This window comes from Arthrobacter globiformis, assembly GCF_003261175.1.
In the GTDB taxonomy this organism is placed as follows: Bacteria; Actinomycetota; Actinomycetes; order Actinomycetales; family Micrococcaceae; genus Arthrobacter; species Arthrobacter globiformis_A.
On the sequence record NZ_QLNP01000013.1, the window covers coordinates 63773 to 77739 of the forward strand.

Annotated in this window: 17 protein-coding genes; 12 read left to right on the forward strand and 5 right to left on the reverse strand. The window is 64.1% G+C overall.

What is annotated here, in order from left to right:
* The first annotated feature begins 199 nt into the window (after positions 1–199).
* The 4 genes from DBZ45_RS01580 to DBZ45_RS01600 all read left to right on the forward strand — a co-directional run bounded on the left by DBZ45_RS01580 (position 200) and on the right by DBZ45_RS01600 (position 3352).
* Entirely contained in the window at positions 200–1246 is a 1047-nt protein-coding gene (locus DBZ45_RS01580; protein ID WP_111902228.1) for an LLM class flavin-dependent oxidoreductase, read from the forward strand.
* A 627-nt stretch (positions 1247–1873) separates the two neighbouring features.
* Positions 1874–2170, forward strand: a complete 297-nt coding sequence (locus DBZ45_RS01590; protein WP_111902230.1) for a hypothetical protein — start codon at positions 1874–1876, stop codon at positions 2168–2170.
* 77 nt (positions 2171–2247) lie between these two features.
* The gene (locus tag DBZ45_RS01595; RefSeq protein WP_111902231.1) at positions 2248–2898 is read left to right on the forward strand and encodes a TetR/AcrR family transcriptional regulator; all 651 of its coding nucleotides are present in this window, start codon (positions 2248–2250) and stop codon (positions 2896–2898) included.
* 190 nt (positions 2899–3088) lie between these two features.
* Positions 3089–3352: a hypothetical protein gene (locus DBZ45_RS01600; protein ID WP_146617423.1), complete on the forward strand. Its 264-nt coding sequence runs from the start codon at positions 3089–3091 to the stop codon at positions 3350–3352.
* A 146-nt stretch (positions 3353–3498) separates the two neighbouring features.
* Here DBZ45_RS01600 and DBZ45_RS01605 read toward each other — a convergent pair whose 3' ends face one another.
* Entirely contained in the window at positions 3499–3675 is a 177-nt protein-coding gene (locus tag DBZ45_RS01605; protein WP_111902233.1) for a CsbD family protein, read from the reverse strand.
* Between the two features lie 232 nt (positions 3676–3907).
* Here DBZ45_RS01605 and DBZ45_RS01610 point away from each other — a divergent pair, with 232 nt between their 5' ends.
* On the forward strand, positions 3908–4249 hold the full coding sequence (locus DBZ45_RS01610; RefSeq protein WP_111902234.1) for a DUF5655 domain-containing protein: 342 nt from the start codon (positions 3908–3910) through the stop codon (positions 4247–4249).
* Between the two features lie 219 nt (positions 4250–4468).
* On the opposite strand, the gene DBZ45_RS01615 is transcribed toward DBZ45_RS01610, so the two are convergent.
* Positions 4469–4714, reverse strand: coding sequence for a hypothetical protein (locus DBZ45_RS01615; RefSeq protein ID WP_146617424.1), 246 nt, complete (start codon positions 4712–4714; stop codon positions 4469–4471).
* A gap of 110 nt (positions 4715–4824) precedes the next feature.
* Between DBZ45_RS01615 and DBZ45_RS01620 the strand changes: the two genes are divergently transcribed.
* The 3 genes from DBZ45_RS01620 to DBZ45_RS01630 all read left to right on the forward strand — a co-directional run bounded on the left by DBZ45_RS01620 (position 4825) and on the right by DBZ45_RS01630 (position 6587).
* Positions 4825–5247: an Hsp20/alpha crystallin family protein gene (locus tag DBZ45_RS01620; RefSeq protein ID WP_440130488.1), complete on the forward strand. Its 423-nt coding sequence runs from the start codon at positions 4825–4827 to the stop codon at positions 5245–5247.
* 297 nt (positions 5248–5544) lie between these two features.
* Positions 5545–5856 (forward strand): hypothetical protein, encoded by a 312-nt coding sequence (locus tag DBZ45_RS01625; RefSeq protein ID WP_146617425.1) that lies wholly within the window; start codon positions 5545–5547, stop codon positions 5854–5856.
* 389 nt (positions 5857–6245) lie between these two features.
* The gene (locus tag DBZ45_RS01630; RefSeq protein ID WP_223256867.1) at positions 6246–6587 is read left to right on the forward strand and encodes a S1C family serine protease; all 342 of its coding nucleotides are present in this window, start codon (positions 6246–6248) and stop codon (positions 6585–6587) included.
* A gap of 48 nt (positions 6588–6635) precedes the next feature.
* Here the strand turns inward: DBZ45_RS01630 and DBZ45_RS01635 are convergent, their stop codons facing one another.
* Together DBZ45_RS01635 and DBZ45_RS01640 are read right to left on the reverse strand one after the other, a co-directional pair.
* Positions 6636–7538 (reverse strand): DMT family transporter, encoded by a 903-nt coding sequence (locus DBZ45_RS01635; protein ID WP_111902239.1) that lies wholly within the window; start codon positions 7536–7538, stop codon positions 6636–6638.
* Positions 7539–7555: 17 nt separating this feature from the next.
* The gene (locus DBZ45_RS01640; RefSeq protein WP_111902240.1) at positions 7556–8155 is read right to left on the reverse strand and encodes a TetR/AcrR family transcriptional regulator; all 600 of its coding nucleotides are present in this window, start codon (positions 8153–8155) and stop codon (positions 7556–7558) included.
* 339 nt (positions 8156–8494) lie between these two features.
* On the opposite strand from DBZ45_RS01640, the gene chvE reads away from it, so the two are divergent.
* The 4 genes from chvE (at position 8495) to DBZ45_RS01660 (ending at position 12826) form a co-directional block, all read left to right on the forward strand.
* On the forward strand, positions 8495–9619 hold the full coding sequence (gene chvE, locus DBZ45_RS01645; protein WP_111902241.1) for a multiple monosaccharide ABC transporter substrate-binding protein: 1125 nt from the start codon (positions 8495–8497) through the stop codon (positions 9617–9619).
* A 115-nt stretch (positions 9620–9734) separates the two neighbouring features.
* Positions 9735–11264 (forward strand): multiple monosaccharide ABC transporter ATP-binding protein, encoded by a 1530-nt coding sequence (gene mmsA / locus DBZ45_RS01650; RefSeq protein WP_111902242.1) that lies wholly within the window; start codon positions 9735–9737, stop codon positions 11262–11264.
* Between the two features lie 5 nt (positions 11265–11269).
* Positions 11270–12583, forward strand: coding sequence for a multiple monosaccharide ABC transporter permease (gene mmsB / locus DBZ45_RS01655; protein ID WP_111902243.1), 1314 nt, complete (start codon positions 11270–11272; stop codon positions 12581–12583).
* A gap of 33 nt (positions 12584–12616) precedes the next feature.
* Positions 12617–12826 carry a hypothetical protein gene (locus DBZ45_RS01660; protein ID WP_111902244.1) on the forward strand — a complete coding sequence of 70 codons (210 nt, stop codon included), beginning with the start codon at positions 12617–12619 and terminating at the stop codon, positions 12824–12826.
* 86 nt (positions 12827–12912) lie between these two features.
* On the opposite strand, the gene DBZ45_RS01665 is transcribed toward DBZ45_RS01660, so the two are convergent.
* Positions 12913–13905 carry an NAD-dependent epimerase/dehydratase family protein gene (locus DBZ45_RS01665; protein ID WP_111902245.1) on the reverse strand — a complete coding sequence of 331 codons (993 nt, stop codon included), beginning with the start codon at positions 13903–13905 and terminating at the stop codon, positions 12913–12915.
* Between the last annotated feature and the right edge of the window lie 62 nt (positions 13906–13967).

The following is a 13967-nucleotide window of genomic DNA, read 5'->3' on the forward strand; positions in this document are numbered from 1 at the left end:
ACTCCGGCACGCTCCGGCTTCGGGGCGCGTTGGTGAGTGTAACTCGCTGGTGATGTGGTGATTGCCTGGTGCAGGTTGCGATGAAGGCAGGGCCGGCGGTTGATCCGCCGGCCCTGCACTTTTGTGTCTGCATGCAGGAACCGCCCGGTCCGGACGCATATTCTGGGGACCAGCAGTACCCCGATCCTGAAGGAAGCTCATGCCCGACACCTCACGCCCCGTACGCAAGCTTGGATTCCTGACCATCGGCCTGTTCGATCCGGCGGATCCCGCCGCGGGCCACCAATCCACTTTGCAGATCATCGAACTCGGTGAGCAGCTTGGATTCGACAGCGCCTGGTTGCGCCACCGCCACCTGCAGTTCGGAATCTCCTCCCCCATTGCGATGATGGCGGCCGCCAGCCAGCGCACCTCCCGGATCGAGCTTGGAACCGCTGTAACGCCGCTGGGCTGGGAAAACCCCTTGCGCCTGGCCGAGGACCTTGCCACCGTGGATTTGCTCGCCGGGGGACGAATCAATCCGGGACTGAGCGTGGGCGAACCGATGCACTACGACACCGTGAAGCACGAGCTGTATCCGGATTCCTCCGAGCTCGAGGACTTCGGCTATGCCCGCCTGGATCGGCTTGCACGTCTGATTTCAGGGGAACCGGTGCGGGACTTTTCCGGCAAGCAAGGCGTGGTCGAGGAATTCTCCAACCGCGTCGAGCCGCACTCCCCCGGGCTGCGGGATCGCCTTTGGTATGGGGCGGCCAGCAGGAAGTCGGCAGTCTGGGCCGGTTCAAACGGTTTCAATCTACTCTCCAGCAGTGTCGTCTTTCCTGAAGCCAATCAGGAACCCGACTTTGCCCGCATTCAGCAATTGCAGATCCGGGCCTTCCGTGACGCCGCCGCAACGTCAGCCCAAGCGAATGCACCGGCCCGGGTCTCGCAGGGCCTGGTAGTGATCCCGACCGATTCGGCGTCGCCGGGCCAGCGGGAAAAGTACCAGCGGTACGTCGATGAACGGACTCCCCGCACCCGGGCACCGCAGGGGCCAAAGGGAATGCTGTTCGCCCCGGACCTGATCGGCACCAGCGATGAAATCGCCGAGCAGCTGTACGCACATGCTGGATTCCAGGAAGTCGACGAGGTGGCCTTCGCACTGCCCTTCAGCTTCGACCATGAGGACTACGTCCAGATCCTTACAGACATCGCCGGCAAACTGGGACCGGCCTTGGGATGGACACCGCACGGCTGTTCATAGGCGTGTACAGGCTCTAGGCTTTTGGCCCACCCACCTGCTCTAGGAGGCCCTTGTGCGCAGCGCTCATCAAACGGACCGAGAGGTTCAGATCCGTCATCTCCAGGAAACCCTCCTCGGGCGCGTGGCCAGGGGTAGGGAGTGGGCTACCCCCGGCGTCGAAGCGGCCCTTCGTCAGGCTTTGGCTGGAATTGAGACCGGACTGGAAGCAGCTTCACCACGCTTGCAGGCGAGCCTGCGGACCCTAGCCGATGAGCTGGCCGGGAAAGTGGAAGCAGCTGCGCCGCGGCTTCATCAGCGGATACCGAGGCTGATCCCCGAGGGTGAGCTCCGGCCGCAAACGACTCCGACAGGAAAGCAGTCCAGGACGATCTGGTGGCTTACAGCAGCGATTGTGGCCATTGCCGGAGGCGTCGTCCTGTGGCGGGCAGTGCGCCCGGTTCCCGAGCCGAAAGTCGCACCTGAGGGTGAAACGGCCGGGGACCAGCCGCCGGACGTCCAACCTGTCGTATAAGCCAACTTAGCTTTGCCCCCGGCACATGAGAATCCCGCCGTCGAACCCATTGCCGCGGAGTCAGGAAGGGTCCAGCATGGTTGCACCCGCCATTAACATCATCCGGAGGAGCACCTATGGACGCTACGGCATACGGAATTGTGCATTTCTTTGCACAGGGGACTAAGGAGCAGTACGAGGCCTCTATTGCCGCTGTCCATCCAGGGGAAGGGCGCTTGCCGGCGGGGCAGATCTTTCATGCCGCCGGTCCTTCGACGGGCGGCTGGACAATCCTGGCTGTCCACGATTCGAAGGCGAGTTGGGAACAGTTCCGGGACAATACGCTTCTTCCTCGTCTTCAGCAGGGTATTGAGGGCGGTTTTACATCCATGCCTGAGGAGACTGTCATCGACGTATACAAAATCATGCCCTAGAGACAGGCGGCCGGCAGGACCGGCGGTCACCCTCCCGGCTGACCTTCCGGTCTCGCCGAAGAGTAGACTGTCCCCTCATGGGAGCAGGCGAAGATCCGCACGGCATTTCGCTTCCGGGCCCGCCCTCGGGGGCCACGGGTGGTACCGAGGATCGTATCCTCAGTACCGCCTACGATTTGTTCTCCCGGCGGGGCCTCCGGGACGTCGGCGTCAACGAATTGATCGAGTCATCAGGGGTTGCCAAGTCGACGTTCTACCGTCACTTCCCATCCAAGGACGATCTGGTCTTGGCCGTTCTGGCTCGCCGGGACCAGATCTGGTTCGCGGAGGTCGTGGCTGAAGCTCAGAGCCGCAGTGCGACCCCGGAGGAAGAGCTGCTTATCATCTTTGATGTGTTCGCCGACTGGCTCGGGGACGGCGGATACGAGTCCAACGTGTTTATCAAGATCCTTATGGAAATGGGGCCGGACCATCCCTTAGGCAGGGCTTGCGTGGGCTACATGGCAAGGATCCGGGGACACGCGCAGACCTTGGCCGAGGAAGCCGGGCTGGAGCGCTCCGTGGATTTCGCGCGGGCGTGGCACCTCCTGCTGAAGGGCACCGTCGTGACCGCCATGGAAGGCGACCCGCAGGCGGCCGAACTGGCCCAGTCGATGGCCAGGTCCCTCATCGAGCGGCACCGCCACCGTGCCGCCGTTTCGCTTCCGACGTTGCCGCCTCAATCCTAAAGCCCGCTGCGAACGGCCGCCGCCGGAGAGCACTGCTGTGGCACCCGGCCAACCTTACTCGCGGGTAGGGCTTATGTTCGCGGGACGCAGGGACTAACCTTTCGATGGTGTCCCGGGGCAACGATCTTCGGGAGGAAGCTTGCAAAGGTCTGAATTTATGGCAACGGCAGTGAGATTTTCCGTGACGGCTATGCCTAAGAGCGGTGCCCAGGGCAGCTTCCGCAACTCCGTGTTGAGCCTACGAACGGATGACCTGCAGGATTGCATCCTGTACGCGTTCCATACCAGCGACTCGTACGCCTTATTCAGCGGCGAAGCCCTTCCTGCCCCGCACACCACCAGCAACGCCGCGCTCCGGGCGTACCTGCTGGGCCGGCTCGCGGGAGACGACACCGGCTTGGACTTCGAGGTAAAAATCGCTCCCGTTTCGGAATCCGCCCGCTCTTTTTCGTGATCGAAACTACCGACGTTGCGTCGGGAAGATGCGGTTCGGGGGGCGGAGCGTGACGCGGTGAAAGTCAGCGAGCCGGCAGGGCACGCCGACATGCCGACGCACAAAAGGGTGCACCGATGCGGCGCACCCTTTCGCTTGCGTTCGGGTCAGTCCTTCTTGAAGGCGTCCTTGACCTTCTCGCCGGCCTGCTTCAAATCACCCTTGGCCTGATCGGCCTGGCCTTCGGTGCGCAGGCTTTCATCGCCGGATGCGGCACCTGCCGCTTCCTTGCCCTTGCCGCCGGCCTTCTCAGCAGCGTTCTCGATCTTGTCGCCTAGTCCCATGGTGTTTCCTCCTCTGGTTGGCGGCCGTTCGATTCGGCCATACGAACAACATAAGCATGCTTAGCATTGCATTTCAAACTTTGAGGCGTACTAGTGGCACGAAGATGGAGCCCGCCGTTGCCTGCACATTCGCTGAAGGGATCGGATTGGGAGCCGGCGCATCCCGGTCACGCGTGCGCGCCTGTGGTGGTGCTACTGGCTCGACGATGTAGATGGGCCATAAGCTGGCTGAATGGCGCGAACGGCGAGAGAACGCATCGATGGTGACCCAATCTCATCCGAGGTCTATGAGGCGCTGGCTACCGAGATTTCGGCGCTCGACGGGTGTGAACTTCAGGAGAAAGCCTCTTCGTTCCACGTCGCACACGGACGTGCGTTCCTTGGCATCCATCCCCGCCGCGGCGGCCTCCTGATCAACATCGTTCTCGACAGACAACTGGAGTCAGCACGCGTGCACCGTGCGGAGCGTGTCTCCGCAAACCGGTGGCACAACGAGATCATGCTGCATGGCCGAAGAGAGATCGATACCGAACTTCGGACATGGATTAACGAGGCGTATGCCCATACCGCCTGAGCGCCGGGCCCTGGATCTCCCTGCTCGAGCACCTGGCCAGCGACGCCGCCGGTTGAACGCCAGCGGTCCCCAGCTCCGTCGTCGGTCCCTTACTCTCGTCGCCTTTACAAACGAGTTCGGCTGCTTCCACGGGCCGGTGCGGGTCAGATAACCGGGAGTATTTCAAGCACTGAACTGCTGGCGGATTGTTTGTGTGTCAGTCCGTCCGCTCCGGCAGCTTCAGGACTCTAGAAGTCCGGTAGTTCCATACTGCTTCCAGGTTGGTTCCCGCCCTGGGATGTTGCGGCTGAGCAGGTCCAACAGTTCGCCCTGGTTCAGGCCTGTCACCTCGCTGACCTCGGCCAGGGTTGCTTCCCCGTTGCGCAGCAGTGCTGCGGCGCATTCCCAGAGCGTCGCGTATGTGGTGTCCAAAGCGGCTTCGGCCGTGGCAATGACAAACCCCTCACGGCCGGGGAATCGATCCAAAAAATCTACCGCATCGGGACGCTAAAAGACTTGCAGGCGGCAACTCGCAGTGCTATTAAATCTATGTCAGCGGATATAGATCCGATCGAAGGCGATCAAGGAGGTATGTGATGTTGATGCTCGATCCGTTCCGTCACCTGGACCGCCTCGCCGAGCAGGTTTTGGGCACGGTGGCCCACCCGGCGGCGATGCCAATGGACGCTTGGCGGGAAGGCGATAATTACGTCATCGCGCTTGACCTGCCTGGCATGGACAGCGGCGCGATCGATCTGGGCGTGGAGAAGAACGTGCTGACCGTGCGCGCCGAACGGATGGCCCCTTACGGTGAGGACACCGAGCTCGTGGCCGCCGAGCGGCCCCGCGGCGTCTTCAGCCGCCAGATCATTCTCGGTGACGCCATGGAGGCAGACAAGGTCACGGCAAGCTACGACGCTGGGGTGCTGACGTTGCAGATCCCGCTCGCGGCCCAGGCCGCCCCGCGCAAGATTGAAATCGAAACCAAGGGAGGTCAGCAACAAATCAATGCAGCCTAATAGACCGGGACGGGATGCCCGTTACACGCAAACGCTGCCTCTTCGGGCGTCAGGCATTCACAGAACGCCACCGCGCCTTGTAGCGCACATGCAGCCGCCGCGCACGGCCGTCCCTCGCGGCGGTCCCCGGCCATAGACGGCCGGGGACCGTCCCACATCCAGCCGAGAGCCGCTAACCCGTGGCGGCTGGTTCCTTGGTGTACCGTGCGTCCGGAGCGGTGGATTTTGACCGGGAACGCGCGGATGGCCGCGTCCATGAACAGTCCTGTGCGTTGGTGTCTTATAGGGGGTGGTGCAGTGAACGATGAGGGCCGGCCCGTTGCCTACACAGCATTGGTAAAGGGGACGCCGGTGGTGTCCGGGTCCGGGTCAAGGTTTGGAACACTGGAGCGGGTGCTGGACGACCATGGGGATATCCTGCACGGAATCACTGTCTCGACAGCTGCCGGCCTGCGCTTTATCGCCAGGGACAACATCGACCGGATGACAACCACTCAGATCCGCTGTTCCTTCACCGACGAGCAAATCAAGGAACTGCCCCCGGCCCCGTCCGCACTGCAGCTGCGGACCAGGCCGTGGTTCACCCGCTCGCGGGGCAAGGCACGCTAACCCTTGCAGTCATCCTGCAGGGGCTACGGAACAGGGGATTAGCGGGCGCCGGCTGTCTGCGCTCCCCCTTTCACGTCCATGCCACGGCTACCGCCGGGCCACGGCGTTGACGGCCGTCCTCGTCTTTGCATTGACCGGGTGCACGGAGAACCAGCAACCCCCGGCCGGATCTTCCGGCACCGACTCCCCCACCGTACCGGACAGCCAGAACACCCCAACGCAGAGCACCCAAAGCGCCCGACCGCCCGAGGCCGCAGCCGATATACCCGCGGTGGGGCGCGGTTGTAAACTCCCGCGGTGAGATCGTCGGCATCAGCGAAGCCTACATTCCACCCCAGTCCGGCGCTGTGGCCCTGGGCTTCGCCATTCCGGCAGCCACAGCTGTTCAAGTGGCAGAACAGTTACTCAAAGACGGCAAAGCGGACCACTCCTTCATCGGCCTGTCCCCCGCCGATATCACTTCGCAAATCGCCGAACAGCTTCACCTGCCCGACACCGAGGGCGTCCTGGTCCTTTCAGTGGTGAGGAACGGTCCCGCTGACCGTGCAGGGCTCAGACCCGAGGACGTGCTGCTGTCCCTCGAAGGTCCAAAACTCAACGCACCCGAGGACCTGTTGGCTGCGCTCCGAAGCAAGGCCCCAGGGCAGGCCGTGAGCGTGCAGTATCGCAGGGGCGCAGACGTCGGGGACACCAAAGTGACGCTGTCAGAGCGGCCAACCGCAGAAGGCTAAGCGGAGGCCGCCGACCCGGAAACGGGTGGCAGCAATGCCTTGGCCCAGCTATGGCCGGGCAGGCTCGCGGGGCGTCAGGACGAACAGACTCCCGAGCACCATAACGACGCCGAGCCACCCGAGCGCCGGCAACCGCTCCCCCACGACCACGACCGCCAGCACGGCGGCGACGACCGTCTCCATGAGGGAAAGGCCCGTTGCCGTGCTGGCACGGACGCGGGCCAATCCCCAGCCGAACAAGACGTACCCTGCGAACATCGGGACAAGCGCCATATACGCCCCGACGGCGAAATTGGTCCACGATTCAAGGAGCGGCCGGCCGGTCATGGCGAGCACGGGCATCAGCAGCAGTCCGCCCAGCCCGAACACAGCACCCATGACGGCCCGGGACGGCACTCCCCCGCTGATCAGGCGGTGAGCGGCCCACGAATACAGGGCGTAGGTCACGCCCGCCACCAGCCCCAAAGCGATTCCCGCGGGCACCGCCCAGGAGCCGGCAAGGGCGCCGGGACGTTCCGGACTGTCACCGGCAAAACTCAGGAGTCCGGCGCCTGCCACCCCGATCAGCGCACCGAGCATCCAGCGCCGGGTCAGCACCTTCTTCTCCGCCAACCGCTCGATGACCGCCGACGCCAGAGGAGCCGAGCCGATCGAGACCACCGTTCCGAGCGCCACGCCAGCAAGGCGCATGGAACTGTAAAAGGCGAGGGGGTACACCGCGACGGCGGCCGCCCCCGTTGCGACGAGCAGCCACCGGCCGCGGAGGCTGACCCAGTGGCTCGCTATCGGCCGCACCGCGCACAGCGCCTGGAGCAGCCCGCCCACACCCATGGCCACCGCACCGACGGCAAGCGGACTCACGGACGGCGCGAACGTGGCAGCCGTTCCTGTCGTCCCCCAAAGCGCCGATGCACCCACAACAAAAATGGCGCCCAGAAGGGGCCCGTTCATACGGCCAAGCACCGCCCTCACAGCTCCTCCAGCATCTGAGCAGCTATCATCCTGGCCTCCTGCAGGCAACCGTCTTCACCTTCAAGGCCCGCCCTGGCCATGGAACCCTCCAGCAGGAAGGCCAGGTGCCGGGCCACTCTGGCCGCCGTCTCGTCCCGCCCAAGCAGCAGCTCCGCGACGTGCTTGAGCAGGAGGCCCTCGACTTCCTCCTTGTGCTGCCGCACGGCCTGCCGTCCCGGAGCGCCCGCGGGAAGTTCCGCGGCGGCATTCAGCAGGCCGCAGCCCCTGAAGCCGTGTTCGTAGGCGAAGTTCGCGTGGTCAATGTAGGCGTCGAACACTGCCAGAACCCGTTCCCTGGGACTTGTCGCCACCGCAACCCGCCCCCGGTAGAGAGTTAGCCATTCCTCATGGCGGGCAGCGAGGTAGGCTGCCACCAAATCCGCCTTGGAAGTGAAGTTGTTGTAGAGGCTTTTCTTGGCCACACCGGCCGCCGCGGTGATGGAGTCGATACCCGTGGCGGAAACCCCGTCGGCATAGAAGAGGCGCGCCGCAGCCTTGAGGAGCGATGCGCGGGCCGGCGGCCGCTTCGTTGCTGACTGGCCTTCAGATGAAGCCACGCGATACCTCCAACAGTCAGATGAGTAGGTAGACCAGTCTACCTACTAGCCTTCCGCGCCAGCAAGAAGCAAGGGAACGGCGCGAGACCCGCCGCCGTCGTCACCAATTTGTGTCTTGCTTCACAGCGCCACCACGGATAATATTGTCCAAGATTGTTAGCGCTAACAGGAATGTTGGAGCAGCCGGGGTCTATGCTCCGGTAACGACAGCCCTCCGGTGCCGGTCCTGCGGAACGGCCTCGGTACGCCGGGCACGAGTGGCCGGCAACGGCGGAAAGTACATACGCTTTCCGCTCAAGCACCGATTCGCGGCCCAACCAGCCGCGGAAGGAGAATAACGTGAGAATCAAGAAACTGCTGGGCGCCGTCGCCGTCGTTCTGGCTGTTACGGTGGGGGCCACCGGCTGCGGCAGCCGCCCCGGGGCCACCACCGGAACCAGCAGCGCTGACGCTGCCGGAGCCCTGGTGGGAATCTCCATGCCGACGCAGACGTCGGAGCGGTGGATCGCTGACGGCAAGAACGTCTCGGACTCCCTGGCCAAGCTCGGCTACAAGACGGACCTACAGTACGCCAATGACGACATCCCCACCCAGGTTTCTCAGATTGAGAACATGTTGACCAAGGGTGCGAAGTCCCTGATCGTCGCGGCCATCGACGGCACCACGCTGACGGACGTCCTGGCCAAGGCCAAGGAACAGAACGTCAAGGTCATCGCCTACGACCGGCTGATCAACGGCACTCCGAACGTTGATTTCTACACCACCTTCGACAACTACGAGGTGGGCGTCCAGCAGGCAACGTCCCTGCTGACTGGCCTGGGCCTGGTGGATGCCTCCGGCAAGAAGGTCGAGGGCAAGGGCCCGTTCAACGTGGAGCTCTTCGCTGGCAGCCCGGACGACAACAACGCCAACTTCTTCTGGACCGGCGCCATGGACACGCTGAAGCCGTACCTGGATGCCGGCACGCTCAAGGTTCCCAGCGGCCAGACCAAGTTTGAGCAGGCCGCCATCCTGCGCTGGCAGGCCGCAACCGCCCAGAAGCGGATGGAAGACATCCTCACCGCCGCTTACGGCTCGGGCAAGAAGCTCGACGGCGTGCTGTCACCGTACGACGGCCTTTCCATCGGCATCATCTCGGCACTGACCAGCACCGGCGGCTACTCCAAGGGCGCCCTGCCGGTAGTGACCGGCCAGGACGCGGAAAAGGGCTCGGTGAAGTCCATCGTGGCCGGCGAGCAGTACTCCACGATCTTCAAGGACACCCGCAAGCTCGGCGAGCAGGCCGTGAAGATGGTGGACGCCGTCCTGAAGGGCCAGGAGCCGGAGACCAATGACACCAAGACCTACAACAACAAGGTCAAGGTTGTCCCGGCGTACCTGCTGAAGTCCGTCATTGTCACCAAGGACAACTACAAGCAGGAACTGATCGACTCCGGTTACTACACCGACGCCGACATCAAGTAGCAGCACCGCACCAAGCACGGCGGGGGCGTCTGCGGCCGCAGGCGCCCCCGCACCCCCAACCGATCGACCCACCGAAACAGATCAGCTCATCGAACAGAGCAGCGGGAAATAACCAATGAACGTACCCATTCTTCAGATGCGCGGGATCACGAAGACCTTCCCCGGCGTCAAGGCCCTCCAGGATGTCACCCTGGATGTGAACCGCGGCGAGGTCCACGCGATCTGCGGCGAAAACGGGGCAGGCAAGTCCACCCTGATGAAGGTGCTCTCCGGCGTCTACGCCCACAACACCTTCGAAGGGGACATCCTCTTCGAGAACGAACCGTGCGACTTCGCGTCCATCAGCGACAGCGAGAAGCGCGGCATCGTGATCATCCACCAGGAGCTGGCACTGAGCCCGTACCTGTCCATCGCGGAAAACATCTTCCTGGGCAACGAACTGGCCTCCCGCGGCTGGGTGGATTGGCGCAAGACCAATCTGGAAGCAGCCAAGCTGCTGGCCCGGGTTGGCCTGAGCGAAAACCCGGTCACCCCCATCCAGCACATCAGCGTGGGCAAGCAGCAGCTCGTCGAAATCGCCAAGGCACTGTCCAAGGAAGTGAAGCTGCTGATCCTGGACGAGCCCACCGCAGCCCTGAACGACGAGGACTCCGACCACCTGCTGGACCTGATCCTGCACCTGAAGGGCCAGGGCGTCACCAGCATCATCATCAGCCACAAACTCAACGAGATCCGCAAGGTAGCGGACGCCGTCACCATCATTCGCGACGGCAAGTCCATTGAGACCCTGCGCGTGGACCAGGGCGGGATCACCCAGGAGCGCATCATCCGCGGCATGGTGGGCCGGGACCTGGACAGCCTCTACCCCGAACGTGAACCGCAGATCGGCGAGGAAGTCCTGCGCATCCAAGACTGGACGGTCCAGCACCCGCAGGACCACACCCGCACCGTGGTCCACAACGCCAGCCTCAACGTCCGCAAGGGCGAAGTGGTGGGACTCGCCGGCCTCATGGGCGCCGGCCGCACTGAACTGGCCATGAGCGTCTTTGGCAGGACGTACGGACGTGCTGTCTCCGGAAAGGTGTTCAAGCACGGCAAGGAAATCAACACCTCCACCGTCCCCGAGGCCATCCGCCACGGCATCGCCTACGCCACCGAGGACCGCAAGCACTACGGCCTGAACCTCATTGAGGACATCAAGCGCAACATCTCCATGGCGGCCCTGCCAAAGCTATCCAAACGTGGCTGGGTGGACGGCAACCAGGAAACCACGGTGGCCAACAGCTACCGGAAGAGCATGAACATCAAGGCCCCGTCCGTCGCGGCCATCACCGGCAAGCTCTCGGGCGGCAACCAGCAAAAAGTGGTCCTGAGCAAATGGATGTTCTCCGACCCCGACGTGCTGATCCTGGACGAGCCCACCCGCGGCATCGACGTCGGCGCCAAGTTCGAGATCTACACGATCATCGCCGAGCTCGCCGCGCAGGGCAAAGCCGTCATTGTGATCTCCTCCGAACTCCCCGAGCTCCTGGGCATCTGCGACCGGATCTACACCCTGTCCGCCGGCCACGTCACCGGCGAAGTCCCCATCGCCGCGGCCTCCCAGGAAACCCTTATGCACTACATGACAAAAGAGAAGGAATAACGGACATGTCCGCCCTACGAGAATCCCTCGGCTTCCTGGCAAGCCGCCTCCGCCAGGTCGGCATCTTCGTCGCCCTGATCCTGATCGTCCTGCTGTTCCAGGTCCTCACCGACGGGATCCTGCTCCAGCCGCAGAATGTCAGCAACCTCGTTGTCCAGAACAGCTACATCCTCATCCTGGCCATCGGCATGGTCATGGTCATCATCGCCGGGCACATCGACCTCTCCGTCGGTTCCATCGCCGGTTTCATCGGCGCCGTCGCCGGCGTCATGATCGTCCACTGGGGCTGGGCCTGGTGGGCAGCGATCCCGGCTTGCCTCCTCGTCGGCGCCCTCGTCGGTGCCTGGCAGGGGTACTGGATCGCCTACGTCGGCATCCCCGCGTTCATCGTCACCCTGGCCGGTATGCTGATCTTCCGCGGCCTGACCCTGATCACCCTGAAGAACCAGCAGATCACCCCCTTCCCGGACGAACTCCGCGCCCTCGGCGGCGGCTTCCTCCCGGACATCTCCGGCGGCACCTCCGTGCTCGAATGGCTCACCGTGATCCTCGGCGTCGGCGGCACCGCAGCCCTGCTGTTCCAGTCCATCAAGGAACGCCGCGTCCGCCGCAAGTTCAACCTGGAAAACGAACCTATGGCCTGGTTCGCCACGAAGACCGCGTTCATCGCCGTGCTGATGCTCGTTATCACGTTCCTGTTGGCCAGCTACCGCGGCACCCCGATCGTGCTGCTCGTCCTTGCCGCCCTGGTCATTGCCTACTCCGCGCTGATGAACAACAGCATCTTCGGCCGCCACACCTACGCCATCGGCGGGAACCTGCACGCCGCCGAGCTCTCCGGCATCAAGACCAAGGCTGTGACCTTCCGGCTCTTCGTGAACATGGGCGTCCTCGCCGCCCTGGCCGGCCTGATCTTCACGGCACGCCTGAACTCGGCGCAGCCCGCCGGCGGCACCGGCTTCGAACTGGACTCCATCGCGGCCGCCTTCATCGGCGGCGCGGCGGTCCAGGGCGGGATCGGAACCGTGGCCGGGGCAATGATCGGCGGCCTCATCATGGGCGTCCTGAACAACGGCATGTCCATCCTCGGCCTCGGCACCGACTACCAGCAGCTCATCAAGGGCCTGGTGCTCCTGCTCGCCGTCGGCTTCGACATCTTCAACAAGAACCGCGCCGGCGGCGGATCGTCCATCGCCAAGCGCTTCAAGCTCCGGACCACCCCGCCCGCAACCGAAACCAAGACACCGGCAGCAACCACGGCACCGGCCAAACCGGCCACGCCGGTGGCAGCCGGCAGCCGCGAATCCGAGAACGCCTAACGACCGGCCATCGGCCAGCAGAAAGGACGAGCCATGACCGCCTTCCTTGATTCCATCGACATCCGCGTCACGAGCCGGCACGCCCTGGACGAGCACCTCGAAGCAGCCGTCAAGGACCTCCAGGACCTGGCGATGCTCACGGGCACGCACGGCATCCTGGTCACGCGCCACCGGCCCGGAAACTACACGGCCGCGCTTTCCGACCAGGTCCCGTTCGGCATGACGCGCGAAGTCGTCCACTGACGGGTAAACAAAGCAGCCGAGTCCCTCCCCGCATCACCGCTGGGAGGGACTCGGCATTTAAGCGGCAGTGCGAGTGCGACGGCGGTTCAGCCTGCCATAACGCCCAGCGGACGGGCGACGGGGAGCCGGCCGTGTTCGATGAGCCAGTTCACGGATTCGAGCACGGCCTGTTCAGGCTCGTACCGGGGTGCATAGCCGAGGAGGGACTTGGCCTTCTCGATGGTGAAGCATTGGCTGCGATGGAGGTGGCCCCAGCTCGACTCGGCATACTCTGCAGTGGTGGACCGGCGGAATTCGTCCCAGGTGACTGTCTCCAGCGTCGCGGTCTGCCCGAACCAGGCGGCGGCGATCTCGGCATAGCCGCGGACGCTGAGCGCGGTGGGCGCGACGATGTTGAAGTCCTCGCCGGCGGCCGCGTCCCGGTGCCCGATGGCCTTCTCGAACGCCTGGGCGACGTCGTCGGCGTGCACGTGGTGCATCATCTCGGCACCGCTTCCCGGAACCCGCAACGGCTCGCCGGCTGAAAGGGTGTGCCAGACGGCCGGGTCGAGGCTCCCGAGCGGACCCGTGGGGTGCCAGCCTGGACCGACGATATGGCCGGGGTGCAGCGACGTGGTGACCAGCCCGCCGTCGGCCGTCTCTTCCTTCAACATTCGCGCGATCCGGTCCTTCTGGATGCCGTACTCGTCGAACGGTGCTGCGGCTGAATCGGAACCCTCGGCGATGGGCAGCTTGAAGCTCCTGCCGTAACGCCAGATGGAGCCGCAGTGCAGCAAATGCCCGATCTCGCCGCGGAGGCGGCCGACCAGCGAGGTCGCAGACTCGAGCGTAAAGCAGACCAGATCGATGACGACGTCGGCCTGGAGTCCCGCTACCCGGTCACCAAAAGTGCCGTCCCGGTCTTCCTGTTGCCGGTCGGCAACGACCTGGCGGACCTGCTGCCACTCGGGCGCGTCGGCATATGTTTTGGAGGTACCGCGGCTGATGTTGATGACCTCGTGGCCGGAGCGGACCAGCCGGGGGACGAGGAAAGTGCCAATGTGGCCGCTGCCGCCGATGACGATGACTTTTAGACTCATACCGTCCACCGTAGTGGCCGGACAGGCGCCTGCGGGAGGCCCGGCCGGGGCCACCCACGCAG

Coding starts and splice junctions, on each gene's coding strand:
- DBZ45_RS01580 (WP_111902228.1), top strand. CDS start 200: ATGCCCGACACCTCACGCCCCGTACGCAAGCTTGGATTCCTGACCATC.
- DBZ45_RS01590 (WP_111902230.1), top strand. CDS start 1,874: ATGGACGCTACGGCATACGGAATTGTGCATTTCTTTGCACAGGGGACT.
- DBZ45_RS01595 (WP_111902231.1), top strand. CDS start 2,248: ATGGGAGCAGGCGAAGATCCGCACGGCATTTCGCTTCCGGGCCCGCCC.
- DBZ45_RS01600 (WP_146617423.1), top strand. CDS start 3,089: ATGCCTAAGAGCGGTGCCCAGGGCAGCTTCCGCAACTCCGTGTTGAGC.
- DBZ45_RS01605 (WP_111902233.1), bottom strand. CDS start 3,675: ATGGGACTAGGCGACAAGATCGAGAACGCTGCTGAGAAGGCCGGCGGC.
- DBZ45_RS01610 (WP_111902234.1), top strand. CDS start 3,908: ATGGCGCGAACGGCGAGAGAACGCATCGATGGTGACCCAATCTCATCC.
- DBZ45_RS01620 (WP_440130488.1), top strand. CDS start 4,825: ATGTTGATGCTCGATCCGTTCCGTCACCTGGACCGCCTCGCCGAGCAG.
- DBZ45_RS01635 (WP_111902239.1), bottom strand. CDS start 7,538: ATGAACGGGCCCCTTCTGGGCGCCATTTTTGTTGTGGGTGCATCGGCG.
- mmsA (WP_111902242.1), top strand. CDS start 9,735: ATGAACGTACCCATTCTTCAGATGCGCGGGATCACGAAGACCTTCCCC.
- mmsB (WP_111902243.1), top strand. CDS start 11,270: ATGTCCGCCCTACGAGAATCCCTCGGCTTCCTGGCAAGCCGCCTCCGC.
- DBZ45_RS01660 (WP_111902244.1), top strand. CDS start 12,617: ATGACCGCCTTCCTTGATTCCATCGACATCCGCGTCACGAGCCGGCAC.
- DBZ45_RS01665 (WP_111902245.1), bottom strand. CDS start 13,905: ATGAGTCTAAAAGTCATCGTCATCGGCGGCAGCGGCCACATTGGCACT.